At 71.0% G+C, this 26,075-nt stretch carries 25 protein-coding genes and 3 tRNA genes; 17 read left to right on the forward strand and 11 right to left on the reverse strand.

From position 1 onward, the window contains the following. Nucleotides 1–42: 42 nt before the first annotated feature. The 4 genes from OHT52_RS21915 to OHT52_RS21930 form a co-directional block, all read right to left on the reverse strand. Nucleotides 43–1,968: an ABC transporter ATP-binding protein gene (locus OHT52_RS21915; protein WP_328721881.1), complete on the reverse strand. Its 1,926-nt coding sequence runs from the start codon at nt 1,966–1,968 to the stop codon at nt 43–45. Then, nucleotides 1,968–3,701: an ABC transporter ATP-binding protein gene (locus OHT52_RS21920; protein ID WP_328721882.1), complete on the reverse strand. Its 1,734-nt coding sequence runs from the start codon at nt 3,699–3,701 to the stop codon at nt 1,968–1,970. Before OHT52_RS21920 ends, OHT52_RS21915 begins: the two co-directional genes overlap by 1 nt. A 120-nt stretch (nt 3,702–3,821) precedes the next feature. Then, nucleotides 3,822–5,294, reverse strand: a complete 1,473-nt coding sequence (locus OHT52_RS21925) for an FGGY family carbohydrate kinase (RefSeq protein WP_328721883.1) — start codon at nt 5,292–5,294, stop codon at nt 3,822–3,824. Nucleotides 5,295–5,402: 108 nt separating this feature from the next. Beyond that, on the reverse strand, nt 5,403–5,708 hold the full coding sequence (locus OHT52_RS21930) for a YtxH domain-containing protein (protein WP_328721884.1): 306 nt from the start codon (nt 5,706–5,708) through the stop codon (nt 5,403–5,405). A 205-nt stretch (nt 5,709–5,913) separates the two neighbouring features. Here OHT52_RS21930 and OHT52_RS21935 point away from each other — a divergent pair. The 4 genes from OHT52_RS21935 to OHT52_RS21950 all read left to right on the forward strand — a co-directional run bounded on the left by OHT52_RS21935 (nt 5,914) and on the right by OHT52_RS21950 (nt 7,490). Continuing rightward, a tRNA-Asn gene (locus OHT52_RS21935) sits at nt 5,914–5,986 on the forward strand. Nucleotides 5,987–5,991: 5 nt separating this feature from the next. Next, nucleotides 5,992–6,067, forward strand: a tRNA-Asn gene (locus tag OHT52_RS21940). Between the two features lie 264 nt (nt 6,068–6,331). Continuing rightward, a tRNA-Ile gene (locus tag OHT52_RS21945) sits at nt 6,332–6,405 on the forward strand. Nucleotides 6,406–6,977: 572 nt separating this feature from the next. Next, nucleotides 6,978–7,490, forward strand: coding sequence for a hypothetical protein (locus OHT52_RS21950; RefSeq protein ID WP_328721885.1), 513 nt, complete (start codon nt 6,978–6,980; stop codon nt 7,488–7,490). Between the two features lie 290 nt (nt 7,491–7,780). Here OHT52_RS21950 and OHT52_RS21955 read toward each other — a convergent pair whose 3' ends face one another. Continuing rightward, complete coding sequence (locus OHT52_RS21955; protein ID WP_328721886.1) at nt 7,781–8,209, reverse strand: type II toxin-antitoxin system HicB family antitoxin; 429 nt, start codon at nt 8,207–8,209, stop codon at nt 7,781–7,783. Nucleotides 8,210–8,906: 697 nt separating this feature from the next. Between OHT52_RS21955 and OHT52_RS21960 the strand changes: the two genes are divergently transcribed. The 6 genes from OHT52_RS21960 to OHT52_RS21985 all read left to right on the forward strand — a co-directional run bounded on the left by OHT52_RS21960 (nt 8,907) and on the right by OHT52_RS21985 (nt 14,063). Beyond that, on the forward strand, nt 8,907–9,239 hold the full coding sequence (locus OHT52_RS21960) for a hypothetical protein (RefSeq protein ID WP_328721887.1): 333 nt from the start codon (nt 8,907–8,909) through the stop codon (nt 9,237–9,239). After that, on the forward strand, nt 9,236–9,454 hold the full coding sequence (locus OHT52_RS21965) for a hypothetical protein (protein WP_328721888.1): 219 nt from the start codon (nt 9,236–9,238) through the stop codon (nt 9,452–9,454). The genes OHT52_RS21960 and OHT52_RS21965 overlap by 4 nt, the downstream gene beginning before the upstream one ends. A gap of 1,197 nt (nt 9,455–10,651) precedes the next feature. After that, entirely contained in the window at nt 10,652–12,163 is a 1,512-nt protein-coding gene (locus OHT52_RS21970) for an MFS transporter (protein ID WP_328721889.1), read from the forward strand. Next, nucleotides 12,160–12,711 (forward strand): TetR/AcrR family transcriptional regulator, encoded by a 552-nt coding sequence (locus OHT52_RS21975; protein ID WP_328721890.1) that lies wholly within the window; start codon nt 12,160–12,162, stop codon nt 12,709–12,711. The genes OHT52_RS21970 and OHT52_RS21975 overlap by 4 nt, the downstream gene beginning before the upstream one ends. Nucleotides 12,712–12,988: 277 nt before the next feature. Next, nucleotides 12,989–13,321 (forward strand): hypothetical protein, encoded by a 333-nt coding sequence (locus OHT52_RS21980; RefSeq protein ID WP_328721891.1) that lies wholly within the window; start codon nt 12,989–12,991, stop codon nt 13,319–13,321. A gap of 364 nt (nt 13,322–13,685) precedes the next feature. Then, nucleotides 13,686–14,063, forward strand: coding sequence for a hypothetical protein (locus OHT52_RS21985; protein ID WP_328721892.1), 378 nt, complete (start codon nt 13,686–13,688; stop codon nt 14,061–14,063). Nucleotides 14,064–14,283: 220 nt separating this feature from the next. Here the strand turns inward: OHT52_RS21985 and OHT52_RS21990 are convergent, their stop codons facing one another. Then, the gene (locus tag OHT52_RS21990; RefSeq protein ID WP_328721893.1) at nt 14,284–15,468 is read right to left on the reverse strand and encodes a Gfo/Idh/MocA family protein; all 1,185 of its coding nucleotides are present in this window, start codon (nt 15,466–15,468) and stop codon (nt 14,284–14,286) included. 90 nt (nt 15,469–15,558) lie between these two features. Between OHT52_RS21990 and OHT52_RS21995 the strand changes: the two genes are divergently transcribed. Then, entirely contained in the window at nt 15,559–15,897 is a 339-nt protein-coding gene (locus OHT52_RS21995) for an ArsR/SmtB family transcription factor (RefSeq protein ID WP_328721894.1), read from the forward strand. Nucleotides 15,898–16,253: 356 nt separating this feature from the next. Further along, nucleotides 16,254–16,991, forward strand: coding sequence for an ATP-grasp domain-containing protein (locus OHT52_RS22000; RefSeq protein ID WP_328723844.1), 738 nt, complete (start codon nt 16,254–16,256; stop codon nt 16,989–16,991). 33 nt (nt 16,992–17,024) lie between these two features. Here OHT52_RS22000 and OHT52_RS22005 read toward each other — a convergent pair whose 3' ends face one another. From OHT52_RS22005 to OHT52_RS22020, 5 genes are all read right to left on the reverse strand, one after another. Continuing rightward, entirely contained in the window at nt 17,025–17,543 is a 519-nt protein-coding gene (locus OHT52_RS22005) for a hypothetical protein (RefSeq protein WP_328721895.1), read from the reverse strand. Between the two features lie 12 nt (nt 17,544–17,555). Then, on the reverse strand, nt 17,556–18,098 hold the full coding sequence (locus tag OHT52_RS31530; RefSeq protein ID WP_443046807.1) for a TetR/AcrR family transcriptional regulator: 543 nt from the start codon (nt 18,096–18,098) through the stop codon (nt 17,556–17,558). A 198-nt stretch (nt 18,099–18,296) separates the two neighbouring features. Then, entirely contained in the window at nt 18,297–20,864 is a 2,568-nt protein-coding gene (locus OHT52_RS22010) for an ABC transporter permease (protein ID WP_328721896.1), read from the reverse strand. Next, nucleotides 20,861–21,724 (reverse strand): ABC transporter ATP-binding protein, encoded by an 864-nt coding sequence (locus OHT52_RS22015; protein ID WP_443046633.1) that lies wholly within the window; start codon nt 21,722–21,724, stop codon nt 20,861–20,863. Before OHT52_RS22015 ends, OHT52_RS22010 begins: the two co-directional genes overlap by 4 nt. Nucleotides 21,725–21,923: 199 nt before the next feature. Then, the gene (locus OHT52_RS22020; RefSeq protein WP_328721898.1) at nt 21,924–22,133 is read right to left on the reverse strand and encodes a DUF6243 family protein; all 210 of its coding nucleotides are present in this window, start codon (nt 22,131–22,133) and stop codon (nt 21,924–21,926) included. 449 nt (nt 22,134–22,582) lie between these two features. On the opposite strand from OHT52_RS22020, the gene OHT52_RS22025 reads away from it, so the two are divergent. From OHT52_RS22025 to OHT52_RS22045, 5 genes are read left to right on the forward strand one after another with little or no spacing between them, the layout of a single operon-like run. Then, nucleotides 22,583–22,786, forward strand: a complete 204-nt coding sequence (locus tag OHT52_RS22025; RefSeq protein ID WP_328721899.1) for a hypothetical protein — start codon at nt 22,583–22,585, stop codon at nt 22,784–22,786. Continuing rightward, nucleotides 22,783–23,526, forward strand: coding sequence for a molybdopterin-dependent oxidoreductase (locus OHT52_RS22030; RefSeq protein ID WP_328721900.1), 744 nt, complete (start codon nt 22,783–22,785; stop codon nt 23,524–23,526). The genes OHT52_RS22025 and OHT52_RS22030 overlap by 4 nt, the downstream gene beginning before the upstream one ends. Further along, the gene (locus tag OHT52_RS22035) at nt 23,510–24,145 is read left to right on the forward strand and encodes a cytochrome b/b6 domain-containing protein (RefSeq protein ID WP_328721901.1); all 636 of its coding nucleotides are present in this window, start codon (nt 23,510–23,512) and stop codon (nt 24,143–24,145) included. The genes OHT52_RS22030 and OHT52_RS22035 overlap by 17 nt, the downstream gene beginning before the upstream one ends. Nucleotides 24,146–24,153: 8 nt before the next feature. Next, nucleotides 24,154–25,377 (forward strand): sensor histidine kinase, encoded by a 1,224-nt coding sequence (locus tag OHT52_RS22040; protein ID WP_328721902.1) that lies wholly within the window; start codon nt 24,154–24,156, stop codon nt 25,375–25,377. Next, entirely contained in the window at nt 25,374–26,039 is a 666-nt protein-coding gene (locus OHT52_RS22045; RefSeq protein WP_328721903.1) for a response regulator transcription factor, read from the forward strand. Before OHT52_RS22040 ends, OHT52_RS22045 begins: the two co-directional genes overlap by 4 nt. The last annotated feature ends 36 nt before the right edge of the window (nt 26,040–26,075 follow it).

Below are 26,075 nucleotides of genomic sequence, written 5' to 3' on the forward strand. Positions count from 1 at the left end.
CTCCAGGAGCGCCCTCGGGCGCGACTCGACCCCGTCCGGGGTTCAGTCGACCTCGGCCAGCGCCTCGGCGAACTGGGCCGCGTACAGCCGCGCGTACGCGCCCTTCGACGCGAGCAGCCGCTCGTGCGAGCCCTGCTCCACGATCGAACCGTTCTCCATCACCAGGATCACGTCGGCGTCCCGGATCGTGGAGAGCCGGTGCGCGATCACGAAGCTGGTCCGCCCGTGCGCCAGGCGCGCCATCGCCTTCTGGATCAGCACCTCGGTACGGGTGTCGACCGAGCTGGTCGCCTCGTCCAGCACCAGGATCACCGGGTCGGACAGGAACGCCCGCGCGATGGTGATCAGCTGCTTCTCGCCCGCGCTGACCCCGGTGCCCTCGTCGTCGATGACGGTGTCGTACCCCTCGGGAAGCGTACGGACGAACCGGTCCGCGTGGGCCGCGCGGGCCGCCTCCTCGATCTCCTCCCGGGTGACCTCGCGCGCGGCGCCGTACGCGATGTTCTCCGCGATCGTCCCGCCGAACAGCCAGGTGTCCTGGAGGACCATCCCTATCTGGGACCGCAGGTCGTCGCGCGACATCCGCGCCACGTCCACGCCGTCCAGCAGGATCCGCCCGCCGGTCACCTCGTAGAACCGCATCAGCAGGTTGACCAGCGTCGTCTTGCCCGCACCGGTCGGCCCCACGATGGCCACCGTCTGCCCGGGCTCCACGTCCAGCGACAGATCCTCGATGAGAGGCTTCTCCGGGTCGTAGCGGAACGACACCTCGTCCAGCCGCACACCGCCCAGCAGCTCCGAGGGACGCTGCGCCTCGGCCGGGTCCGCCGCCTGCTCGTCGGCGTCCAGCAGCTCGAAGACCCGCTCCGCCGAAGCGATACCGGACTGCACCAGATTCGCCATCGACGCGACCTGCGTCAGCGGCATCGAGAACTGGCGCGAGTACTGGATGAACGCCTGCACGTCACCGATCGAGAGCGCACCCGACGCCACCCGCAGCCCGCCGACGACCGCGATCAGCACGTAGTTCAGGTTCGACACGAACATCATCAGCGGCTGCATGATCCCGCTGTTGAATTGCGCCTTGAACACGGCCTCGTGCAGTGCGTCGTTCTCCTCGGCGAACCGCTCGGCCGACTCGTCCTGACGACCGAAGACCTTCACCAGGTTGTGCCCGGTGTACATCTCCTCGATGTGGGCGTTCAGCTTGCCCGTGACCTTCCACTGCTGCACGAACTGCGGCTGCGAACGCTTGCCCACCCGCGACGCCACGACCACCGAGAGCGGCACCGTGACCAGCGCGACCAGCGCCAGCAGCGGCGAGATCCAGAACATCATGACCAGCACGCCGACGATGGTCAGCAACGAGTTGATCAGCTGCCCCATCGTCTGCTGGAGCGTCTGCGAGATGTTGTCGATGTCGTTCGTCGCCCGGCTCAGCACCTCGCCGCGCTGCTTCTTGTCGAAGTACGACAGCGGCAGCCGCGACAGCTTCGTCTGGAGGTCCTCGCGGAGCTGGAACACCACCCGGTTGATCACCCGGATCGACAGCCGCGTCGACACCAGCATCAGCAGCCCGGCACCGACGTAGACCGCCAGCACGGCCAGCAGCACATGGCCCACCGCGGTGAAGTCGATGCCCTGCCCCGGAGTGAAGTCCACCCCGGACAGCAGGTCCGCCATGCCGCCGTCGCCCTGGTCCCGCAGGTGCTGGATCGCCTGCGCCTTCGTGGTGCCCTCGGGCATGCTCCGCCCGACGACCCCACCGAAGATCAGGTCCGTCGCAGCGCCAAGGATCTTCGGCCCGACCACCGACAGACCCACGCTCAGCACACCCGCGAGGAGCATCAGGTACAGCGAGGACTCCTCCGCGCTGAACCGCCCCAGCAACCGTTTGGCCGACCCCTTGAAGTCCGCGGACTTGCTCGCGGGCGCCCCGGCCATCATCCGTCCGCCCGGCCCCGCCATTACGCCGCCTCCGCTTCCGTCAGCTGGGAGAGAACGATCTCCCGGTACGTCTCATTGCCGTCCATCAGTTCGCGATGGGTACCCGTGCCCACGACCCGCCCCTCGTCCAGGACGAGAATCCGGTCCGCCTCGCGGATGGTGGACACCCGCTGCGCGACGATCACCACCGTCGCGGCGGCCGTCTCCCGCGCGAGCGCCGCGCGCAACGCCGCGTCGGTCGCGTAGTCGAGCGCCGAGAACGAGTCGTCGAAGAGGTAGATCTCCGGCTTGCGCACCAGCGTCCGGGCGATGGCCAGACGCTGCCGCTGACCACCGGAGACGTTGGTACCGCCCTGGGCGATCGGCGCGTTCAGACCGTTCTCCAGCAGCTCCACGAACTCCTTGGCCTGCGCCACCTCCAGCGCGTGCCACAGCTCCTCGTCGGTCGCGTCCGGGTTCCCGTACCGCAGGTTCGACGCCACCGTCCCCGAGAAGAGGTACGGCTTCTGCGGGACCAGGCTCACCGTCTTCGCCAGCAGCGCCGCGTCCAGCGTCCGCACGTCCGTGCCGTCGACGAGGACCTCGCCCTCCGTCACGTCGAACAGCCTCGGTACGAGCCCGAGCAGCGTCGACTTCCCGCTGCCCGTCGACCCGATGATCGCGGTCGTCTCCCCGGGCCGGGCCACCAGGTCCACCGAGCGCAGCACCGGCTCCTCGGCCCCCGGGTAGCGGAACTCCGCACCCCGCAGCTCCAGGTGGCCGTGCCGGCGCAACTCCGTCACCGGGGCGACGGGCGGCACCACGCTCGACTCGGTCTCCAACACCTCGTCGATGCGCTCCGCGCAGACCTCCGCGCGCGGCACCATCATGAACATGAAGGTGGCCATCATCACGGACATGACGATCTGCATCAGATAGGACAGGAACGCCGTCAGCGCGCCGATCTGCATCCCGCCACTGTCGATCCGGTGCGCACCGAACCACACCACCGCGACGGACGACACGTTCACCACGGTCATCACCGTCGGGAACATCAGCGCCATCAGCCGGCCCGTGGACACCGCCACGTCGGTCAGCTCGGTGTTCGCGCCGCGGAACCGCTTCACCTCGTACCCGTCGCGCACGAAGGCACGGATCACACGGTTGCCGGTGATCTGCTCACGCAGCACCCGGTTCACCGTGTCGAGCCGCTCCTGCATCGTGCGGAAGAGCGGCCGCATCTTCCGGACGATCAGACTCACCGAGATCCCCAGCAGCGGCACCACGGCCAGCAGCACGGCGGAGAGCGGCACGTCCTGGCCCAGCGCCATGACGACCCCGCCGACGCACATGATCGGCGCGGACACCATCAGCGTGAACGTCATCAGGACCAGCATCTGGATCTGCTGGACGTCGTTGGTCGTACGGGTGATCAACGAGGGGGCCCCGAAGCGGGCGACCTCCCGGGCCGAGAACGACTGCACCCGGTCGAAGACCGAGGCCCGCAGGTCACGGCCGAGCGCGGAAGCGGTCCGCGCCCCGAAGTAGACGGCACCGACGTTGCAGACGACCTGGAGGAGGCTGACGGCGATCATCACGCCGCCGTACTCCAGGATGTAGCCCGTGTCGCCCTTCACGACACCGTTGTCGATGATGTCGGCGTTCAGGCTGGGCAGGTAGAGCGAGGCGCAGGTCTGCAGCAGCTGGAGGAACACCAGCAGCAGGATCGGCCTTCGGTAGGGGCCCAGGAAGGACCTGAGCAGTTTTATGAGCACGCGTGTCTCTCGGGTCGGCGACGGCAGAGGCCGACCCATCTTGCCGTGCCCGCCTCGGTGGGGACGACCGGATTTCCCCAAGCCGAGGTCAAGAAGCCTGCGCGAGGGCCGGGGCCCCCGTCAGTCCGTACCGGCCTCCGTGCCCGGCGCGTCGAACTCGAAGGCCCCCGGATGGATCTGGTCGCGCGTCGCCTCGTACTGCTGACGCACCGCACGCCCCACGGGCAGCTCCTCGCCCGGCTCCAGCACCTGCGCCGCCGCCCCCTGCCAGGCCGGGGGAGTACCGGGGTCGAGCCGGCCCTGGGAGACCCCCAGCGCCCACGCCGCCTGCCGCGCCGCGCCCAGCGCCGCGTACTGCGCGGGCTGCGGCACGACGACCTGCGTACCGAAGACCGCCGGCGCCATCGCGCGTACGGCGGGCAGCTCCGCCGCCGCGCCCAGCAGGAACACCCGGCGCACGTGCACCCCGCGCCGGCGCAGCACGTCGAGCGCGTCGGCCAGCGAGCAGAGCATCCCCTCGAACGCGGCCCGCGCCAGGTGCTCCGGCTTCATCGACTCGCGCCGCAGCCCGCAGAGCGTGCCCGCCGCGTGCGGGAGCCGCGGGGTCCGCTCGCCCTCCAGGTACGGGAGCAGCACCAGGCCGGAGGATCCGGGCGTCGACTTCAGCGCCAGCGCCGACAGCTCCTCCAGCCCGCCGTCGAGGCCGAGCATGTCGGCGGTCCCGCGCAGGGCCCGTACGGCGTTGGAGGTGTGCACCACCGGCAGGTGCATCCCGGTCGCGTCGGCGAAGGAGGTGATCATCCCGCGCGGATCGGCCAGCACCTCGTGGTGCACCGCCATCACGGACCCGGAGGCCCCCAGCGACACCACGGCGTCCCCGACCGCCACGCCGAGCCCGAACGCCGCCGCCATCGTCTCGCCGGTGCCGGCGGAGATCAGCAGCCCCTCGGGGGTCGTCCCGGCCGCGTCGGAGGGGCCCAGCACCTCGGGCAGCGCGGCCTGATGGCCGAGCGCCAGCTCCACGAGGTCGGGCCGGTAGGAAGACGTGCGCGCCGACCAGTACCCCGTACCGGAGGCGGCGCCCCGGTCGGTGGTCCGCCTCGCGGGGCGGCCGAGCAACTGCCACACCAGCCAGTCGTGCGGCTGGAGGACGGCCGCCACGCGCTGGGCGTTCTCCGGTTCGGTCCGGGCCAGCCACCGCAGCTTCGCCACCGGCTGCGCGGCCTGCGGTACCGCCCCGACCGCCTTGGCCCAGGGCTGCCGCCCGCCGAGCCCGTCGATCAGATCCGCCGCGGCGACCTGCGCCCGCCGGTCGTTGCCCACCAATGCGGGACGGACGGGGTTGCCCTGCCGGTCCAGCGCCACCAGCCCGTGCTGCTGCGCGGCGACCCCGATCGCCTCCACGTTCTCGAGCAGCCCGCCGCCCGCCGCCTCGCCGAGGGAGAGGAGCCACGCCTGCGGATCGACCTCCACGGCCTTCGGTTCGACCGGATGCGCGGCGTACCCCTGCCGCAGCACGGCACCCGTGTCCGTGTCGCAGACGACGATGTGTGTGAAGGAGGCGGAACTGTCCAAGCCGGCGACTATGCCCATGTACGGATTCTGCCGCATCGCGCGGGCTTTCCCACAACCGCCTCCGGCCCCCGCGGTGTGCGGGGGCCGGAGGCGGTTGTGGGGCCGGTGCGGCCCGTGCGGGGTGCGTCAGGTGTTGGTGGTGCCCCAGTCGTCCTCGACACCGTTGTGACCGGCGCGCTCCCGGAGCGACCGCACCCGGTCGGCCACCGAGGCGGGCACCCGGTCCCCGACCTTCTCGCTCACCGAGTGGTACGCCTTGCCCGCGTACTCCCGGCCACTGAGCGCGGCGGACTCCACGGTGTTCCGCACGGCGGGGTTCTCGGCGACCTGCCGGGCTGACTTCTTCAGCTGCTCGTAGCGCTCCCGGCCGGCCCGCGTGCCGAGCACGTAGCCGAGAGCGAGGCCGGCGATGAACGTGAGCCGGTACCGCATGGCAGTCACCCTTCGTTCTGCGTTCGCTGCGTGGGACGTTCGCTGCGTGGGACGTCTGCTCCCCGCCTACCCGGAGGCGCCCGAGATCACCCCGGGGCATACCGATTGGCGAAGCACCCCCCTGCTTGCGCTAATGTATGTGTCGCAGCGAGAGCGCGCCGCCCGGCAGTAGCCAGGCAGGTACGATTTCGAGGCAACGCAGCAATCCCCTGTAGCTCAATTGGCAGAGCAGCCGGCTGTTAACCGGCAGGTTACTGGTTCGAGTCCAGTCGGGGGAGCGCGGTCCCCTGTAGCTCAATTGGCAGAGCATTCGGCTGTTAACCGGAGGGTTACTGGTTCGAGTCCAGTCGGGGGAGCCAACGGAAGAGGACCCTTCGGGGTCCTCTTCCGCGTTTGTGGCCCCGCATGGGCCGCGACCGTATCGCACGTCACTCGCCGACCGCCCCGAGCCCCTCCGGCGCCTCTCCCGTGACACGTTCGGGTGGCTTTCCGGCCGCCCGGAACCGGGCAGCACGCAGCGCGGTCCTCAAGATCAAGCGAAGTCGACCAGCCGCAGCGAGAGATCGTATGACCGGCTATGCTGCGGCAGACGGCGCGCACACTTGTACGCGCCACGCCGAGACGGGGCGGTAGCTCAGCCGGTTAGAGCAGCGGACTCATAATCCGTCGGCCGTGGGTTCGAGTCCCACCCGCCCCACCCAGCTTCCCCAGGCAGAATCGTTCTGACCTGGGGATTCGTGGTTTCCGGGGGGCGTTATTGCGTGCAGCGTCAGCTGCGCGGAGGTGCGGCGAACGTGGGTCCCCAAACATCGAAGGTGAGCTTTGCATGGCTGTGAGCCGGCCTTTTGTGGTGCCACCTCAGTGGGAGGCGTCCTTGAGCGATCCCACGACCGTGAGAGAGACTCCCACCCGCCCTTTGGGACCGAGTCGGGGCTGCCGCGAACGCGGTCGCGCACTGCCGGACCGACGATCAGGACTTCCTGCTCCGCCTCGCAGTTGAGCCTGACCACCCCCTGATTCTCCGCATCGAGGTCTCTGGCGCGTGCGCCGACCAGCGCCCGCAGCCGCACCCGTGTCCGCCCGATGAGGGCTCCGAGAGTGGGCGCGGGCTGATTCTGGCCGAGGCGCTCACGTTCGACTGGGGCGTCATGGAGCGAGCCTCCGGCAAGACGGTCTTGGGGGACCGCGGTAACTGCCCGCGCCACATGCGCAACCGTGACGCGTGTTCACGAGTCCCTCACATGCGGACCGAACACCCTTGGGGGGAATATGACCACCGAACTGCCGCCACAGCCCACCGAAGCACCCGCCCTCGCACCCGAAGACCCCACACCCGCAGACGCACCCGCCAGACGGCAGAGACCCGTCGCCGCGCTCCTCGCCGGCCTCGTCATCGGCGCCGGCACCGTTGGCGGCGCCTGGGCGATCAGCGCCAACAGCGGGCCCGGCGAACCCGGGACGTTCACCCTTGAGGGTTCGTTCGTGCTCACCGATAGCGTCGTCCCCGATGGCAATGGTGGCTGCGGAGGAACTCGCGGGTACGACGACATCAGCGAAGGTGTCAGCGTCACCGTGTACAGCGCCAAGGGCGACGTCGTCGCCACGGGCGGGCTCGGTGCATCCACCTACGACCAGGACACGTACGTCTGCCGCTTCGGGGTCTCTGTCCCGGACGTGCCGAGGGGGGAGAAGTTCTACAAGGTGGAGATCTCCCACCGCGGCACCCTCCAGCTCAGCGCGGACGAAGCCGAAGCGGGCAAGTTCGCCGGTTCCCTCGGCTAACCATCGGACGCATCTGGGCCCCGGCCGTCACCATCGGCCGGGCCCTTCGTCGCGAGTGCGGGAACGGCACCGGGGGATCCGCCGGCCGGACGTCACCATCCGTGGCGCCATGGCGGCCCTTGCCGGAGCTGAACGTCCTGAGCATCGCTACAGGCTGTCGAGAATCTGGGTGCGGCGTTCTGCCCCGTCAGCATCCACGGATACCACTCGCTTGTACGCAGCCGGGTCTATCAGGAATTCATGACACTCCCGTCGGGCCGTCAGCGGAACCACCACTCACGTCGTGCCTGTCAGGCGGCAGTGGGCTTCTTCTTGGCGCTCTTTTTCGGTGCCTTGGGTGCGAGCTGGGCGATGCGCTGGTGTGTGACGCCGAGCATGCGCCCTGCTTCGGCCTGCGTCAGTCCGAGGCCGACGAGTGTCTTGGCTGCTTGTGTCATCGCTACGCGGCGGCGCCGCTCTGCCTCTTGCGCGGCAGCGTCGGCTTCCTCGGCTTCCCGAACGACCTTGAACATCGCCGGGTCGGCCGGGACGAGGTCGACGGTGTAGGCAGCCGGATCGTCCTCGATGTCCAGAACGAGGCTGATCAGGTCACGCGCGTTGTCGTGGGCCTCGGTCCAGGTGAGGCCCTGCGTGACGTTCTGTTCCCCTTTTGGAAGGCCGTCGATGCTCACGACCCAAAAGCGTCCCTGACGCTCTGCTGTTGCCTTGTGCGTGGTCATTCAGTGCGCCCCTTTTTTTGCTCGGCCCGATGGTGTGCGGACGGTTGGCCCGGAGGCCGAGGAGGCTCACGCCTCCTCGGCCGTCCGGACTCAAGTGAGGCTAGAATTTTTAGAGCATATCCGCCTGGAAGCCTCCGACCTGCAGCGGTGTGTTCCCGTGGTCGCCGTGAATCGCAGCCGCAGTCCCTCCCGTCATGAGCACCCGACCTCGGCCGACGGACTCCGGCGACGAACCTGCGACAGTCACCGACGTGGTCCCGACTCGCTCCGCGGATCTCGCCAGTACGGTTCCGGGCCGCCGCAAACGGAACATCTCAAGTGGATCGATGGAGAGGGCGAGGTGCGATGGCTGGCACATCGAGGACCCATACTTCGCCCCGCGCGCCAACGCTCCTGCCGTGGTAGCTGCCGGTGCTGGGGTTGCGGGCGACGGGGCCGCAGCTGTCGACGAGACCCCTCGCGACCTTGCGGTCACTGCGGTTACGGCCCGCCGCCCTCGGTCGGGGAGTCGTAGTGCCACATCGTGCCGTGGCCCCCAGACTGGTTCGCCGCTACAGCCCCGCAGTTGCCCGGCAGGCGGGGGTGTAAGGGCGTTCTGGATAGGGGCAGTTGCTGTCCTGGATGCAAAGTAACCCTTGGGGGTAATGCTTGGGTTAAACCCTTGTGATCAATGCAAGGGTTTGGGCATGCTCGACCCATGACAGAGAAGAAGCTCCGCCTCATCCCCACCGGCACGTGCTGGTGTGGCTGTGAGAAGGAAGTCGGCCTCGGCAAGTTCTTCGCGCCCGGCCACGACAAGGTCGCTGAAGCCGCCCTCATCGCCATCAAGTACGGCTCTTCCGTACCCGAGTTTCTGCACACCCACGGCTATGGCCCCCATCACTCCGTCAGCCGTGCTGCGGTCGATGCCGGCGTTTGGGAGGAGTGCCGCGAGTGCTCCAGCGCACCCGGCTATCGAGGAACGGCGGAGAGTATCGCCAATCACCAGCGCAAGTATCACCGCGCCGAGCAACAAGGCCCGCGCCCGTGACCATCGCGCAGATCTTGGAGAAGCCCATCCGGGCCCTCGGTGGCACCTGGGACACCCGGCGCGCCGTGACCGCGCTCCGCGACGCCGGTCACGGTGACGGCAACCAGCGGCAGCAGGAGAAGCGAGCCCGCAAATCCCTTCGCGATCTTGCCGCAACAGGCGTCATCGTGAAGATCGACCCGGACAGCGCCACCTACCGACTTGCCGAGCGGTGAGCACGCCCGTACGTGGGGCGGGCGCGGTCGAACTTTCGAAATGCGTATTCCCCGGTCCGTGATGGCGCATGGCCGTGGTGCCCCACAACTGCGTCGCCATCGCGATCGGTTGGGTCATATGAAGGCGAGGGACGCCAGCGGCCGGGTCATGTCCCGTCCGTGATGGCGTGGGCCCTCGGTGATGTTGTTCCGTCCTGCCGGATGGAGCACGCCATCGGCGAGGTGATGAAGGGAGAGCGTCGCCCGCGACGCGCTGCTGGTCCGCACCTGAGCGGCATGCTTCTGTATGCCGCACCCCTTGCGACACCGCGAGCCGATGCTTTCGCCGTCGGCCTGTCCGCTACGGACGTAGCCGCGCCCTGGGTCGGTAACGGCGTCAGGGAACTCGCGAAGCTCGCCGCAGCCCGGGGTGATTCGTTACGGGTGGCTATGTCCGTCGTTTCGGCATCGCCGCAGGTGAGAGGCGTCACTCCTATGGGTTCGAGTCCCACCCGTCCCACCCGGCTTCCCCAGGCAGAATCGTTCTGACCTGGGGGTTCGTGATTTCCGGGGAGCTGCGGTCTCCGCAGCGGTGCGGCGAACCTGGGGCGCTCTGCGCTCTCGTGACCTTCCGGGCATTCGTGACCTGGAGTTTCGCGCCTTCTCGGTGGGATGAGTGGTCAGTGGACCCGGTCCGCCGCAACGCGTGCCGCCTTGAAGGGGCGGCACGCACCGGCGTCCGGAGGCGTCAGCCCGAAGCAGGTCACCGAGGACCCGTCCGGAGTGAGACGGCGGTACCGCTGTCGGCGGCCGTCGATGCCTCCGGGGACGAGTGCGCCTCAGACGACCGCGGTGGGGGCGGTTGGGTCGTGGACTGCTCGGGGCAGGGCGGAGGCGTCCAAAACGGCCGGTCGAACGGATGGGCGAGGCCTTGGAGGCTTACGTCGTGGCGCCCGTGCTCCCCGGAGCGGCAGGTATGGCGACGGTGAGCGACCAGAAGCTTCATGCGTCGAGTGGCCTTTCCTTCCCCGTCGAGCCGCCGCTTCCCGGCGCGATGCGGGCGCCCCTCGGCGCTCGACGGGGCCGAGGCCGCAGGGGCCTGCGCTCGTGGCAGGCGGTGGTGGCGGTCGTCATCTCGGAGTCGGCGGCGCAGGGTGCCACGGCCGCATGTCATCATCTGAAGACATCATTTGATGACAATCTCGGGAGAACATGCCGATGAATGCCCCTCACGCGACCGTCGACCTTCGGCAACGGGCCCTGGTCCCGGTGCTGGTGTTCATCGGCACGGTGGTCGCGGTGATCAGCAGCCTCGGGGCTCCGCTGGTGCCGACCATCGCCGAGGTGGACCACGTGTCCCTCTCCGACGCCCAGTGGTCGCTCACGGTCACCCTGCTCGTCGGTTCCATAGCCACCCCCGTGATGGGGCGCATGGGCGACGGCCCCCACCGGCGGCGGGTGGTGCTGGGAGCCCTCACGACGGTGCTGGCCGGCAGCGTGCTGGCCGCGCTCCCCCTGGGCTTCGGCTTCCTGGTCACCGGGCGCGGTATGCAGGGAGTGGGCCTCGGCCTCGTCCCGTTGGCCATCGCCACCGCGCGCGACGCACTGCCGGGAGGGCGGTCTCGCTCCGCGGTGGCGATGCTCTCCCTCACCACCGTGGCGGGCGTCGGACTCGGCTATCCGCTCACCGGACTGATCACCCAGACCATCGGCGTCCACGCCGCCTTCTGGTTCGGCGCCGTCATCAGCGGCCTCGCCCTGCTGGCCGCCGCCCTGGTCGTACCGCAGGCGGCCGGACGGGAGAGGCGGCCCCTGGACGCCCCCGGGGCGGCGATGCTCGCCGTCGGACTCGCCTCGCTGCTGCTCGCGCTGAGCGAGGGCGAGGTCTGGGGCTGGACCTCGGCCCGGGTGCTGGGCCTGGTGCTCTTCGCGCTGCTGCTCCTGGCCGGCTGGGGCTTCCACGAACTGCGCACCGCCCACCCCCTGGTGGACCTGCGGACGCTGCGCAACCGGTCGGTGCTGACCGCGAACGTCGCCGGCCTCATAGCGGGCGTGGCGATGTACATGATGATGTCGCTGATCACCCGCTTCGCTCAGACCCCGGCCTCCACCGGCTACGGTTTCGGCACGTCGGTGCTGGTGACCGGGCTGGTGCTGCTGCCCTTCTCGGCCGCCAGTGTGGCCTCCAACAAACTGGTGCCGCTGCTGGTCCGGCGGGCGTCCACGGCGGCGGTGCTGCCGATCGGCTGCGGGATCTCCTTGGTGTCGATGGTGTTGTTCCTGTTCGCCCGGGGCAGTCTGTGGGAGCTCTTCGTGGTCATGGGCGTCGCCGGACTCGGTGTCGGTTGCACCTTCGCCGTGATGCCCGGACTGATCGTCAACGCCGTGCCCGCGCACGAGACCGGCAGCGCCATCAGCTTCAACCAGGTGGTGCGCACCATCGGTTACACCACCGGCAGCGTCGTCAGCGCGGTCGTCCTGGAGGCGCACACCGCCCCGGGCCGGATCCTGCCGACGGACAGCGGCTACCAGGCCGCCGCCTGGCTGGGCTGTGCGATCTGGGTGGTCGCCGGGATCGTTACGATCGTCCTGCCCGGACGGGCCCGGGCAGGGGAGTCCGGGGCGACCGCCGGAACCGTGGACGAGGAACTGTTGATGGAAGAGAGCATCGCGGACGCCGAGAGCGCCGAGGACAGCGTGACCGCGGTACCGGGCGGACCCGTCAGGTGAGCGAGGGCAGGCGGCGGGACGCCGCCCGGAGCCGGCAGTTGCTGCTGGAGGCGGCTGCCGGCCTGTTCGCCGAACGTGGCTTCGATCGCAGTACTACGCGGGAGATCGGTGAGCGTGCCGGCGTGGATCCGGCCTTGATCGCCCGTTACTTCGGGGGCAAGGCGCAGCTGTACCTCGCGGTGCTCGATCTGGACCGTGCGGGGGTCCGGCCGGCCGACCTGCTGGAACCCGAGCGCAACCGCGGGCTGGTGAGTGGCGTGGATCTCCGCGGGCCGGGGCCGATCTTCCGTTCGGCCGTCGACCCGTTGAAGGAGCCGAACGTGCGGGATGCTGCCATGGAGCAGCTCCAGTGGCGTCTGGTGGAGCCGTTGTGCGAGCGATTCACCCGCGAGGGTCTGGACCGGCCGCGGTTGCGGGCGGAGCTGGCGGTGGCGGCGTTCGTGGGCATCGTGCTGTGCCGCCACGGCGGCACCCTGGGCACACTCGCCGGGGCCGACCTGGACGAACTCGTCCCCCTGGTGCTGGACATGCTCGGCCAGGGCTCTTGAAGGTTTCGCCGGCGGCACCTCGCCGAGACCCTGGCCTCCCGCGCCCTGCCGGGGTCGTCGACGAGAAGCCCCGCCCGGCCACCGGCCACCGCCTCTCCTCGTGCCGAGCGGCCCGTCCTCTCGGCCCGGCGCCCACCGCCAGATGTGAGGCGCGAGGCCGGAGGTGTGAGAGGGCCGGCTGGCCGGCGCGGCCGACGAACCGTGAACCTGGTCGGCATGGGCAACCACGCACCCAGCGGCAGACCGGCCGGACCAGGATGCCGCGGAGGGATTCCCCATGGGCGTAGTGCTCGTCTGCGTACTCACTCTGCCCGCGGTGATCCTCGCGGGGTGGATCGCGTCCTGGTGGGGAACCCGGCGCCTGCGGTGGATCGGGCTGTCCGTCGGAGCCGCGGCCTCCGTGGTCTGCGCCGTCATCGGCCGGGACGCGATGGGCCCACGGACGGACCCGCACGCCCTCGGCTGCTCCTCGGCCTTGGAGTGCACGGACCTGCGCCCGGTCTTCGTCATCGCGTCCGGGCTGCTCGGGTTCGTGTCCTGTCTGGTGCTGGTGGTCCTGACGCTCGTGGTCGAGTTCGTCGTGCGCGTCCGGAGGAAGGAGCCGGCCTGACCCGGGCCTCCGTGAGGTCGTGGGCGCTGGGACCCCCGGACCGGCTCGGAACAGCCGGCCCGCACCGTGCGCCGGCCTTGGACCTGCCGGCCCGGGCGCGTCCGCCCGGCGGTGGGACGGCACCGGGTGCGTGCTTCCGTTCGCCGCACCTCGTCTCCCGGGGGCGCTCGGTCACGGGCGGGGTGCAACCGGCGTGGCTCGTCCGACGTCTACAGGGTGAGTGGGAGTGCACAACGCCCGCGCCTGGAAGCCCATTTGGTGACCGGCTGCCCGCGTCGCGCCGCAGGGCCGCGTCGCGGCCGGCCCTGCCACGGTCGCGGTCCGGCGCAGCGGGTCGAACGATTGGCAGATCTCTGGAGGTTCGATGAAACCCGTCGTCCGAAGGTTCGCGAGCTTCGTGGGGGTGGGCGCAGCTGTCGCGGGGATGTCCGTGACCGGCGCGTCCGCGGCTCACGCGGAGGCGCCCACCCACGGTTGCCCGTATCCGTACGTCTGCTTCTACCTGAACAACAGCGCGCTGCTCGCGGGTACGCCGGTCTCGATGTTCAAGGACGTCACCAGTGGCTACCAGGCCGTGACGCCCAGGCCGCACTACGGGGTGGTGAACACCCGGAACGACGACGTGGTGTACCTGCGGCTCCAGGACGGCACCTCGATCTGCCTCCCGCCGAACACCTCGACCGTGTTCGCCAACGCCTTCAGCGTCACGGGGATCCGGATCTCGTACAGCGCGTCCTGCTGAGCCTCCTGCGGGGGCGCCTACCTACGGCGGCGTCACGTCACGCCTCCAGGAGGAGCCCCCGGACCGGTGCCGCGATGCTGACGGACGGGGCGAACGGCATGATGAGGAGGGCGGGGCTGGTGCGGGCGTGGGCGTCGTCCCGGCCTCAGGGTGCTGGTGCGCCAGGCGAAGGCGGCCGTTGTTCCGGGCCACCAGGGCGGGCGGTCGCGTGAACAGGCGCTCAGCTCGTCACATACTGCCGGCTGCCCGTGGCGGCAGCGTTCCGGATGTCGTCCAGGAGGCGGTGGTGGCGCGCGGCGTGGGCGAAGTCGGGGACCTCGCGGGTGCCTTCGGCCAGGTCGCGGCGGAGTTGGTCGTAGGCGTGCGCGACGCTGTAGGCCTTGGTGCCGCGGAGCTTCGCGAGGGCGGGGGCGTGTGCGTCGTAACGGTCCGGGACGGGCAGCTCGGTGAGTACGTCGCTCTGGCCGCGGGAGCCGCGGATGGTGATCAGCCCGAACTGAAGGTGCCCGGAGTCCCCGGTGACCACCAGGTCCCCCTCGCTTCCGTTGATCTCCCACAGGAAGTTGGTGGAGCGCGCCCGTCCGCCGCGGTAGTGGAGAGAGGCGACGGCGCCGGAGCCGAGGACGCCCGTGACGGCGATCTGGTCCTCCGCGGTCATCGCCGCGGGTTCCCCGGTCCGCCGGTGGCGGACGGTGCCGCGCCGGGTCGCCGTGGTGGCGCTGAGTTCGGTGAACGGGCCCAGGACCGAAGCGAGGCCGTCGAGGGTGTGCCCGAGCGGGACGGTCAGCATGGTGGCGCCGTTGTCCCGGTCGAGGACGTAGGCGCTGCCGTCGTCGAACGTCGGCCCCCACGCGTTTCCCGAGGCGATGATGCTGGTCGAGAGCACTTCGCCGACGTAGCCGTCGGCGATCAGGTCGGACAGATGGCGGACCGACGGGGCGGAACGCGCCTGGAGTCCGACAAAGCCGCGCAGCTTCCGCGCGTGTGCGTACGCGGCCATCTCGTCGGCCTCGGCGGTCCCGTTGCCCAGCGGCCACTCGCTCAGCACGGTCTTCCCGGCGGCCAGCGCGGACTTGACCAGCTCGTAGTGGTGCGGGACCTTCACGGTCACGACCACCAGGTCCACTTCGTCGCGCGCCACCAGTTCCTCGACACTGCCGAAGGCCAGCGGAACATCGAATTTCTCGCCGGCGGCCTGCGCGGTCCGGGCGCTGCTGGTGCTGAGCGCCCGGAGCTCGTAGGCGGCGGGCAGGGCGGCGAGAGCCGGGACGTGGGCCGAACCAGCCCAGCCGCCGCGGGCACTGAGGCCCACGATGCCGACGCCGATGGGCGCCGCTGGTCCGGAGGCGGGTGTGGACGTAGGAGCGCGCATCAGAACTGGTGCCTCCGTGTCGGTGGGTCCCATGGACGGGAGATGTCCACCGTAACCACATGTTCGCTTGAAAGCGAACATCGGCGTTCGGGGGTCTGTGGATACGGGGGCGATACTGGAGGCATGGCCAGTCGTACTTCTTCTCCGCTGCTCCACCCCGATGAGCAGGACATGAACCTGTTCACCGTGATGACGGCCCTCGGTGATCCGGTCCGGCTCGGTATCGTGGTGGCTCTGGGCGCGCGGTCCGAGGTGGCCTGCAACCGCTTCGACCTCTCGGTCGGCAAGTCGACCGCGAGCCGGCACTTCCGCGTCCTGCGCGAGGCCGGGGTGATCCGACAGCGGGACGAGGGCACGCGCCGCACCAACTCCCTGCGGCGCCCGGAACTCGACCGGCGCTTCCCCGGGCTCCTCGACCTCGTGCTGCGCGAGGCGGCCGGCGACGCGACGGCCACCCGGTAGGCGCGGAAGCGGCGTGATCGCCGAGCGGGTCGGCCGCCGCTTCGGTACGGCGCCTACCATGACGCCGGTGTCCGGGACGTGGTCGTCGTACGTGAAGCCCCCGGTGGGCACTTCACGAATCCCCGGCGCCGGCCGGGAGAGTCTGGGCGGGGGGTTCTCGGCTGCGGTCGTGGGTACGGCGGGGAAGGGCGGCCCGCGGTTCGCGGTGGATCGGTGCGCGGCGTCAGTCCCACCGCACCGGACACCGCCCGTTGGTCCGACGCGAATGACTCGGACACGACCTGGTGTGAATGCTGCTTCGCGGAGCGCAGGAGGGAATTGCGGTGCTGGTCATGCCTGGGCGGCGGACGTCGACGATGGAACTGCTGGCCGTCGAGGCGGCCGGCCGGGGGATGCCGGTCAGGGCGGCGGAGGAGCCGGGCCTGGCAGGCCCCGCGTACTGGTACGGGGGGCCGGTCGCGGGTGCGCGGCTGGCCGGCCGGCTCACGATCGCGTTGCTGGAGCCGACGGACGACTGGCTCGCCGAGCTGCCGGAAGAGTTCACCGGCCGCCGGATACGGGCGGGGACCGTCGCGGACGCATGGGCGATCGACCGGCCGACGTTCGTCAAGCCGCCCCGTGACAAGTCCTTCCCCGCCGATGTCCACACCGACGGCTCCCGGCTGTCTTCCGCCCTGGACCCGGCCGAACCGGTGCTGCTGTCCGACGTGGTGACCTTCGCGGCCGAGTACCGGCTGTTCCTGCTGGACGGCCGGATCGCGACGGCGAGCCGGTACGCGGTGTTCGGCCGGCTCGACCCCCGCCCGCTCGGTACGGACCCCGCGGACCGGGCCACCGCCGCGCAGATCACGGAGTTCGTCGACCGGTTGGCCGCCGCGGCCGGGCACACGCTGCCGAGTGCCGTCGTCGTGGACGTGGGACAACTGCTGGACCCGTACCGCCCAGGTCACCGCTGGGCCGTGGTGGAGGCCAACATGGCGTGGTTCTCGCACGCCTACGCGGCCGACCCGGCACGGGTGCTGGACGTGGTCCTGCGGTCGGCCGGTCCGCGCGAGCACCTGCGCCCACGGGATGTCGCCTTCGTACGGCACTGATCCGCCGTGCGCGAACCGGGCGGCCCCGGTCGGTCAGAACGCCTGGATGTACACCCGGGTCGTACCGGAGTCCAGTTGGAGGAGGTGGATCTCGATCCACTGGACCCCGCTCCGGCGGTTGTCGCCCACGCAGGGCGGGCAGACCCCGGCCCAGCGGACACCTTTCTCGCTCTGGGGCTCGGCGAGGCCGAGGTGCCCGAAGAGATCGGTGGGGGACGGGAGGTCCTGCTTCCTGGTGCGCAGGGGCTGCTCGGGACGCAGGTCCTCCGCTACCCCGACCGCCGTCTTCTCGTCGGTCACGAAGGAGAGCAGGTAGACGTCCTCCTGCGGATTGATCTGCACGGCGCCCTTCACCTCCGTCGCGCTCCCGGGCAACGCCACCTTCATGAACGCCGATGCTTCGGGAGCGCCCATGTCCTTTCCCCAGTGCGAGGCACGCCCGTCCGTCGTGCGGTGGCCGTCCCCGCCGGTACTCGCGCAGGAGGTGAGCAGCAGCACGGCGGCCCCGGACACCGCCAACAGAGCCGGCCGGAGGGCGGATCGACGGTTCATCGGATCTCCTTGTCACGTGCCCCCGTCCGGGGGCGGTCGTGCCGGCGGGACGGATGCCGGGAGCGAAGGGGCCTCCGCCCAGGCGGAAGCGGCTTTCCGCGCCCTACTGGATGACGGCCAGGGGCCCGGTGAGGTACTGCTGTAGCACGGGTCCGACCACGCCCGCCAGGACCTCCGTGCCGGTGTCCGTGAGCACCTGGAGTCCGGTGGACCGCAGGCGGCCGTCGGTGGTCCCGACGAGGCGCAGGACGCCAGGCGGTGGCCGATGGTCTCGCGGGGGCCGTCCAGCAGTTCGGCGAGAACGGCTTGGGGATCGAAGGGCAGGGCTGCCGCTGCCGCGAACAGGCCCTTCTTCGAACCGAACCGGTGCGAGACCACCGAGGCGTCGACCTCGGCGTCGGCCGCGACGCCCCGCATCGTCGTGCGGTCGTATCCGGTCCCCGCGAACGTGCGCCGCGCGGCCTCCAGGACCGCCTCGCGGGTGGCGGGCTCCCCGGGGCGGCTGGAGTCCGTGTCCCCAAGCCCGTGTCCCCAAGCCCGTCGTACGACCGCAATCGCTTTTTGCCGCGGCGCCCGATCCCCGCCGCTGGTGGGACCTCGCCGTCATCGGAGGCGTCTTCGGCGCGATCGCCGCCTCCGGCGCCCAGCGGCACGCGGAGGCCCCCGCCTGTCTCCGAGGTCCTCCCGCACCAGGTACGCGCGGGGTGTCGCGGCGATCGTCCCGGTCGCGGCGACACCCCGCGCGTACGGCCTTCACTCCGTGGCGATGGCCTTCAGGACGTTCATCCGCCCTGCGCGGAAGGCCGGGAAGAGCGCGGCCAGCAGGCCCACCACCGCGGAGCCGAGGAAGACGATGCCGATGGTGGTCCACGGGATGCTGAGCACCCCCAGCCCGGCGAGGGCCAGCAGCTTCTGCGCGGCGACGCCCCAGCCCAGGCCCAGGGCCACACCCAGGACCGCTCCGAACAGGGCGATGATCACGGACTCCAGGCGGACCATCCGGCGCAACTGACGCCGGGAGAGCCCGATGGCCCGCATCAGCCCGATCTCGCGGGTGCGTTCGACCACCGAGAGGGCGAGGGTGTTCACCACTCCGAGGACGGCGACGACGATGGCGAGTGCCAGCAGGGCGTAGATCATGTTGAGCAACTGGTCGAGCTGCTGCTCGACCATGTCCTTGTAGGCGGCCTGGTCCCGGACCTTGACCTGCGGGTAGTCGGCGGTGGCCGCCTTGAGCGCCGCTGCCGCCAAAGTCTCCTGGCCGGGCCGCGCGGCGGCGAACATCATGTTGTTCAGCGGGAATGCGGTGGCCGGCAGATAGCGCCTGGCCTCGGCGATGTCCATGTACATGGCGCCCTTGTCGAACACCGTGTCGTCGGAGGTGATCGCCCGGACCGTCAGCCGAGCCGTGGTGCCGCCGGCGAAGGCGACGCCGAGCCGGCTGCCGAGGGTGACCCCGTGAGCCGAGGCCCAGCCCTCGGGCACCGACATGGCGCCGGGGGCGTAGGCGTCGATCAGCGCTCCCCGCACGGTCTTGGCCCGGAGGTCGTCGGTGTAGGACGGCGATCCCGCCGCGATCTCCGTCTTGTCCGTGGTGCCGTCGGGAGCGACGACGGTCGCCGCGACGTCCGTGCGGTCGGTGACGTGGGCCAGATGCCCGGCCGCGTGGATGGCCTCGGCGGCCGCCGGGCTGATCGGGTCGCCGTCTCCCACCTGGATGATGAAGTCGGCGCCGACGGACTTGTCCATCTGGGCGCTCGCCGAGGCGACCATGGAGTTGCCGACCACCGACAGGCTCGCGACCAGCGCGAGACCGACCATGAGCGCCGCCGCGGTCGCTCCGGTACGGCGCGGGTTGCGCAGTGCGTTGCGCTCGGCCAGCCGGCCCACCGGGCCGAACGCGCGCAGGGTGAGGGCGCCCAGTACCCGTACGACGAGACCGGCGAGCAGCGGACCGACGACGACGAACCCGACCAGCGTCAGCAGTACGCCGATCGCGAGCAGTCCGGAACCGGCCGAGGTCGTGGACGAGGCCGCGGCCAGCGCCAGCGCCGAACCGCCCGCCGCGGTGAGGAGCGCGCCGACCACGGAACGGACGCGTCCCGCGCGGGCGTCGGCAGGGGTTCCGGCGTCGCGCAGCGCCGCCATCGGGGAGATGGCGCCGGCCCGGCGTGCGGGCAGCATCGCGGACACGACGGTCACCACGACACCGAGGGCGAGACCGATCAGCGGGGTGGTGGCCTTGATGGTCAGGTCCGCGGTGTCCAGGTGCATTCCCAGCGCGCCCATGAGTTCGATCAGGCCGACGGCGAGGCCGATGCCCGCGCCGATCCCGGCCACCGATCCGGCGGCGCCGAGCAGCACCGCCTCCACCAGCACCGAGCGGTTGACCTGCCGACGGCTCGACCCGACGGCCCGCATCAGTCCGATCTCGCGGGTGCGCTGGGCGACCAGCATGGAGAAGGTGTTGACGATCAGGAAGATGCCGACGAGGACGGCGATCCCGGCGAAGCCGAGCAGCACGTACTTCATGGGATCGAGGAAGGTGCCGATGTCCTGCTGGTTCTGGGCCGTCTTCTCCGCCGCGGTCCGCACCTGGTAGTCGTGGCCGCCCAAGGCGGCGTCGACGCTCGCCTTGAGCCGGTCGTCGCTGATCCCGGGCGCGGCGTCCAGGGCGTAGTCGGTGAAGGCGGCGCGGGAGCCGAGGAGCACCTGCTGGGCGGTGGGGGTGTCGAGGTAGACGACGGCCGCACCCGGGTTGGTGGTCTTGTACGTGGCGATGCCGCTGAGGGTCACCTCGGCGTCCCCGGGTGCGGCGATGACCCGGAGCGTGTCGCCGACGGCCAGGTGGTGCTCGGCCGCGGTGTCCGCGTCGAGCACGGCCTCACCGGGTGCGCCCGGGGCGTGGCCGGAGGTGATGTCGACGGACTTGGTCTGGTTCGGGTTCCAGTTGGTGACGACGGTCGGCGCGCCGGTGCTGGAACCGATGTCCTGGCCGTGGCTGTCGGCGACGGTGGCCTGCCGGCTGCCGACCCCGGGCACCACCCGGGCCACACCCGGGACCTTCTCCAGCTCCGCCCGGAGCGAGGCGGGCAGGGACGCCGGTGTTCCGGTCTCCTGCTGGTCGTCGGTCTCCGGCGGGCTGACCGTGACGTCGGCGGAGCTCGTCGCGAAGAGCTTGTCGAAGGTCGTGCTCATGGTGTCGGTGAAGACCAGCGTGCCGCACACGAAGGCCACGGACAGCAGTACGGCGACCGCCGACAGCGCCATGCGGCCCTTGTGCGCGAGGACGTTGCGCAGGGAGGTACGGAGCACGGTCACGAGGTCCTGCCCCGGGAGTCGAAGGACTTCATCCGCTCCAGCACCGCGTCGGCCGTGGGCGCGTGCATCTCGTCGACGATCCGTCCGTCGGCGAGGTAGAGGACCCGGTCCGCGTAGGACGCGGCCACCGGGTCGTGGGTCACCATGACGATGGTCTGGCCCAGGGTGTCGACCGAGTGGCGCAGGAAGCCGAGGATCTCGGCGCCGGCCCGGGAGTCCAGGTTCCCGGTCGGCTCGTCTCCGAAGATGATCTCGGGACGGGCGGCGAGGGCCCGGGCCACGGCGACCCGCTGCTGCTGCCCGCCGGACAACTGCGTGGGGCGGTGCGTGAGCCGCCCGGCCAGTCCCACCGTCTCCACGACGAGGTCCAGCCACGCCCGGTCGGGAGTGCGGCCCGCGATGTCCATGGGCAGGGTGATGTTCTCCAGCGCGGTCAGTGTCGGGAGCAGGTTGAACGCCTGGAAGACGAAGCCGATGCTGTCACGGCGGAGCCGGGTCAGCCGTTTGTCACCGAGCCCGGTGATCTCGGTCCCGCCGACCCAGGTCTTGCCGCCGGAGACGGTGTCCAGACCGGCCAGGCAGTGCATCAGCGTGGACTTGCCGGAACCCGAGGGACCCATGATCGCGGTGAACTGCCCCCGGGGAATGTCGACATCCACCGCGTCGAGCGCGACCACCCGGGTCTCGCCGTCGCCGTACGCCTTGGTCAGCCCCCGCGCACGCGCGGCGAACGGCGAACGGGCTTCGCCGTCCCGGGCCGCGGTACTCGATACGGACGTCTTCACTTGTGGTCTCCTGAAACTCGGCACGGGCGGTTTCCCCGGGTTCCAAGCCTTCCGGAGCGCACCTCGCCGAACCATGGGGCGAAGCACCGGATCCGTGGTGGGGATAGCCCCCCACCGGGCCGTGGAGACAGCCCGCACGGTCCGCACGGGCGCGGCGGCGGCATGCCCGCTACGACGGCAGACGGCGGCATGCCCGGTACGACGGCAGGGCCCGGACCGCGCGTCGCGGTCCGGGCCCTGCCTCCTCGCCACCGCCCAGGGGCGGTGCGGTGCGTCAGCTCCGGGCGGTGTCGTCGTCCGCCTGCGTGGCGCCCTCGGCCGCGGCTGCCTTCTCGCGCATCTTGCGCACCAGCTCCGCCTTCTGGTCGGCGGCGCCCTGGCGGTCGAGGTTGCGGTGCGGACCGTTGTTCTGGCGCTCGGTGCGGGACTGCCGCTTGCGCTGGCCGCCGCCCATGCCCACGGGGTTGTTGATGTTCTTGCTCACGGGTTCTCCCGGAATGACGTGAAGTGGTCTACGGATGCATCGGTGGGGGACGGGCGCGGCGCGTCGAGGGACGTCAGCTGGGGCCCGTCACGCTCTCACTCGTACATCAGATTCTGGAAGAACATGCCTACGACGTTACCCGGTCCCGTCGGCCCCGCGCGCCAGTCGTTTCGCGGGCCCGCGGCAGGCATCCGCCGTTTCGCGGGCCCACGGCACGCGTCCGCCCGGTCCGCCGCGGCACCCGTGCCGGTCGGTCCCGTGCCCTCCGCCCGCGTACCACGGGCGTGGTACGCGGGCGGGCGTCCACCATGGCGGTGGTAGCCCGACTCCGTCCCCGGGGATGACCGCCGAAGGACGGTTCGCGGGGAGACTGTTCCTGTCGGACGGCACGCGTCCGGGGGGCGCGACGGCACGCGTCCGGGACGCATGCGGACAGAAGGGAGCGGCGGATGAAGAAGTGGGTACGACCACTGGTCGGAACGGTCCTGCTCATCGTGGGTGTGGTGTGGTCGTTGCAGGGCTCCGGAGCCATGGACGACAGCAAGGTGATGTCCGGCGAATCGCAGTGGCTGGTGATCGGTCTGGTCGTGGCCGTCGCCGGGCTGACGCTCCTGATCAGCGGCCTCAGGAAACTGCGGGCCGGCAGCCGGTGAACGGGACCGGCGCGGGCGGACCGGCCCGGGGGAAGGGCGAGGAGCGGCCCGTCGGACGGCGGATCATCCTCGGCGCACTGGGTCTCGGCGCCCTGGGCGTGGCCGGGGGAGCGACCATTCAGCGCGGCCTCGACAACACGCTCGCCTCGGTGGCGGGCAAGGACCCCACCGGCCTCTTCTCGGTGTTGCCCGGCACCGGCGGCTTCCGCTTCTACTCCGTCGCCGACACGGTGCCGCACCGATCCGCCGACGACTACCGGCTGACCGTGGACGGCCTGGTGGACCGCCCCGCCTCGTACACGCTGGCCGAACTCACGGCCATGCCGAGCACCCGCCTGGTGCGGGACGTGCAGTGCGTCACCGGCTGGCGCGTGCCCAAGACGGCCTTCACCGGGGTCACCCTCTCCCATCTGCTCGACGTCTGCGGAGTGCGGCCCGGAGCGAGGGCGGTGCGGTTCACCTGCTTCGACGGGGTCTACACCGAGAGCCTCACCCTGGACCAGGCGCGACGCGACGACATGCTGGTGTCCTACCGGATGCGCGACGAGCCGCTGACCGCCGCCCACGGCGGACCGGTGCGCCTGTACGCCGCCCCGATGTACTTCTACAAGTCGGCCAAGTGGCTGTCCGGCATCACCGTCACCGACCGCGTCCAGCCCGGTTACTGGGAGCGGTACGGCTACGACGTGGACGGCTGGGTCGGCGAGTCGAACGGACGGGACGATGAACCCACCAGCTGAACGCCCGGACCTGATACGACGGTTCACCACCGCCGAACGCTGGATCCACCGGTGCACGGCCGCACTGGTGGGAACCGCACTCGTCACCGCAGCCCTCCTCTACCTGCCGGCGCTGGCCGAACTCGTCGGCCGGCGTCGGCTGCTGGTGACCGTGCACCAGTGGGCGGGCATCGCCATGCCCGTACCGCTCCTGGCGGGCCTGGTCTCGCGCGCGTTCCGCGCCGACCTGAGCCGCCTCAACCGGTTCGGCCCGCACGACCGCGGCTGGGTGCGGGCGGGCCTGCGCAAGCGACCCCGTACCGCCGGAAAGTTCAACGCCGGGCAGAAGCTGTACGCGAACGTCCTCGCCGGAGCCCTGCTCGTCATGATCGGCACCGGGCTCCTCATGTGGTTCCCCCGCCTCGCGCCCCTCCTGTGGCGCACCGGGGCGACGTTCGTCCACGACTGGCTGGCCCTGCTCGTCGCCGCCCTGGTCCTCGGACACATCCGGATGGCCGTCCGCGACGCCCAGGCCCGCCGCGGGCTGCGCACCGGGGAGGTCCCACGGGACTGGGCCCGAGCGCACCACCCGCTGTGGGAGGAGGAGAACCCGGCGCCCGCAGCCGCCCGGGAGACATGAGAAGGAACATGGCACCCCTCACAGGCATCCGGTCGGCGGTGAGGAACCTCGCCGACCGTCCGGCCCGGCACCCGTTCGCCGTGGACGCCGTCGCCGTGGTCTGCTGCGTGCTCATCACCGGCCCGGTCATGATGCTGACGTCGCAGCAGGGGCAGGCCGCCCTCCGCCCGGCCGGAGCGGTATCCGCACTCTGCAGCCTGCTGGTGCTGTGCGCCCATCGGTGGCCGCGCGCGACGGTGTGGGCCACGGCGGCGACCAGCGTGCTGCTCCTCGCCCTCGTCCCCGACATGCCGCCCCCGCCCGCACCGGCGGTCGCGGCACTCTTCCTGCTCGCGGCCCGGACCGACCGCCGCACCGCCGTGCGCACCAGCGCGGCGGTGGGCGTCGCGATGACCGTCGCCGCGTTCCTCGTACGCCCCGAACTCCCGGCCGTGGAGCCCAACCTCGCGCTCCTGGCGTGGACCCAGCTGCCCACGGCGGTCGGGGACGCGGTACGGAGCCGACGCGAGCTGCTCGCCTCCTACCGGGAACGCGCGGAGCACGCCGAGGCGACCAGGGAGGACGAAGCGCACCGGCGGGTCGTGGCCGAACGGATGCGCCTCGCCCGGGAACTGCACGACGTCGTCGCGCACCACCTCACCCTCGTCAACGCGCAGGCCGGAGTGGCCCACCACCTGGTCCGCCAGGACGCCGAGCGCGCCTACGAGGCCCTCGGGCAGATCCGCGACACCAGTCGGGCGGCACTCGACGAACTCCGGGCCACCGTAGGCCTGTTGCGGCAGACGGACGAGCCCGACCAGCCACTCGCCCCCGCGCCCGGACTGCGCGACCTGCCCGCGCTGCTGGACTCGTTCCGGCACGCGGGCCTCCACGTCGAAGCCCGGTACGACAGGACGCCGACCCCACTTCCGCCGCTGACCGACCTGGCCGCCTACCGGGTGGTCCAGGAGGCGATGACCAACGCGCGCAAACACGTCGCCGACGCCCGGGTGTCCGTGGTCGTCGCCGTCCACCCGGCCCACCTGGAGGTCTCCGTCACCGACGACGGCGGCACCGGACCGGGCCACGGCCCCGGCACCGGCCTGGGCCTGATCAGCCTCACGGAACGCGTACGCGCGACGGGCGGAACCCTGCACCACGGCCCGCGGACGGCAGGCGGGTTCCGCGTGCACGCGATCCTGCCCCTCGTCTCGAACACCCTTGCACAGGACTGCTCCCGGGAGGGCGAATGAGTGTCCGGGTACTGCTCGCCGACGACCAGGCGCTCCTGAGAGGAACCTTCCGCATCCTGCTGGAGGCCACCCCGGGCATCGAGGTCGTCGGCGAGGCGTGCGACGGGACGGAGGCGGTGGACCAGGCCCGGCGCCGGCCGACGGACGTGGTGCTGATGGACATCCGGATGCCCGGCCTCGACGGGATCGAAGCCACCAGGATCATCACCGCCGACAAGGACCTGGCCGCGGTCAAAGTGCTCATCCTGACCACGTTCGAGACCGACGAGCACGTGGCGGAGGCGCTGCGCGCGGGGGCGAGCGGATTCGTCGGCAAGGGCATCCACCCCCAGGAGCTGATCGACGCGATCAGGACGGTCGCCGCGGGGGACGCGCTGCTCTCGCCCGTCGCGACCCGTTCGCTGATCCAGCGCTTCCTCGCCCGTACGCCTCCGCAGCGCACCACCGCCCCGACGCTGGAGAGCCTGACCGGACGCGAGCGCGAGGTGGTGGTGCTGGCGGCCACCGGTCTGTCCAACGACGAGATCGCGGACCACCTCGGCATCTCCGTCCTCACGGCGAAGACCCACGTGAACCGGGCCATGGTGAAACTGGGAGCGCGGGACAGGGCGCACCTGGTCATCGCCGCCTACGAGGGGGGCCTGGTCCACCCCGCACGGTGAACGGCCCCGGGCGGCGCGAGCCTCTGTGTACGGGGG

Source organism: Streptomyces sp. NBC_00247 (genome assembly GCF_036188265.1).
Lineage (GTDB): Bacteria > Actinomycetota > Actinomycetes > Streptomycetales > Streptomycetaceae > Streptomyces.

What these genes read in the sequence shown, in the direction of transcription:
- OHT52_RS21915 (WP_328721881.1), bottom strand. Translation starts at nt 1,968, where the DNA reads ATGGCGGGGCCGGGCGGACGGATGATGGCCGGGGCGCCCGCGAGCAAG.
- OHT52_RS21925 (WP_328721883.1), bottom strand. Translation starts at nt 5,294, where the DNA reads ATGGGCATAGTCGCCGGCTTGGACAGTTCCGCCTCCTTCACACACATC.
- OHT52_RS21930 (WP_328721884.1), bottom strand. Translation starts at nt 5,708, where the DNA reads ATGCGGTACCGGCTCACGTTCATCGCCGGCCTCGCTCTCGGCTACGTG.
- OHT52_RS21950 (WP_328721885.1), top strand. Translation starts at nt 6,978, where the DNA reads ATGACCACCGAACTGCCGCCACAGCCCACCGAAGCACCCGCCCTCGCA.
- OHT52_RS21955 (WP_328721886.1), bottom strand. Translation starts at nt 8,209, where the DNA reads ATGACCACGCACAAGGCAACAGCAGAGCGTCAGGGACGCTTTTGGGTC.
- OHT52_RS21960 (WP_328721887.1), top strand. Translation starts at nt 8,907, where the DNA reads ATGACAGAGAAGAAGCTCCGCCTCATCCCCACCGGCACGTGCTGGTGT.
- OHT52_RS21970 (WP_328721889.1), top strand. Translation starts at nt 10,652, where the DNA reads ATGAATGCCCCTCACGCGACCGTCGACCTTCGGCAACGGGCCCTGGTC.
- OHT52_RS21980 (WP_328721891.1), top strand. Translation starts at nt 12,989, where the DNA reads ATGGGCGTAGTGCTCGTCTGCGTACTCACTCTGCCCGCGGTGATCCTC.
- OHT52_RS21985 (WP_328721892.1), top strand. Translation starts at nt 13,686, where the DNA reads ATGAAACCCGTCGTCCGAAGGTTCGCGAGCTTCGTGGGGGTGGGCGCA.
- OHT52_RS21990 (WP_328721893.1), bottom strand. Translation starts at nt 15,468, where the DNA reads ATGGGACCCACCGACACGGAGGCACCAGTTCTGATGCGCGCTCCTACG.
- OHT52_RS21995 (WP_328721894.1), top strand. Translation starts at nt 15,559, where the DNA reads ATGGCCAGTCGTACTTCTTCTCCGCTGCTCCACCCCGATGAGCAGGAC.
- OHT52_RS22000 (WP_328723844.1), top strand. Translation starts at nt 16,254, where the DNA reads ATGGAACTGCTGGCCGTCGAGGCGGCCGGCCGGGGGATGCCGGTCAGG.
- OHT52_RS22005 (WP_328721895.1), bottom strand. Translation starts at nt 17,543, where the DNA reads ATGAACCGTCGATCCGCCCTCCGGCCGGCTCTGTTGGCGGTGTCCGGG.
- OHT52_RS22015 (WP_443046633.1), bottom strand. Translation starts at nt 21,724, where the DNA reads ATGGTTCGGCGAGGTGCGCTCCGGAAGGCTTGGAACCCGGGGAAACCG.
- OHT52_RS22025 (WP_328721899.1), top strand. Translation starts at nt 22,583, where the DNA reads ATGAAGAAGTGGGTACGACCACTGGTCGGAACGGTCCTGCTCATCGTG.
- OHT52_RS22035 (WP_328721901.1), top strand. Translation starts at nt 23,510, where the DNA reads ATGAACCCACCAGCTGAACGCCCGGACCTGATACGACGGTTCACCACC.
- OHT52_RS22040 (WP_328721902.1), top strand. Translation starts at nt 24,154, where the DNA reads ATGGCACCCCTCACAGGCATCCGGTCGGCGGTGAGGAACCTCGCCGAC.
- OHT52_RS22045 (WP_328721903.1), top strand. Translation starts at nt 25,374, where the DNA reads ATGAGTGTCCGGGTACTGCTCGCCGACGACCAGGCGCTCCTGAGAGGA.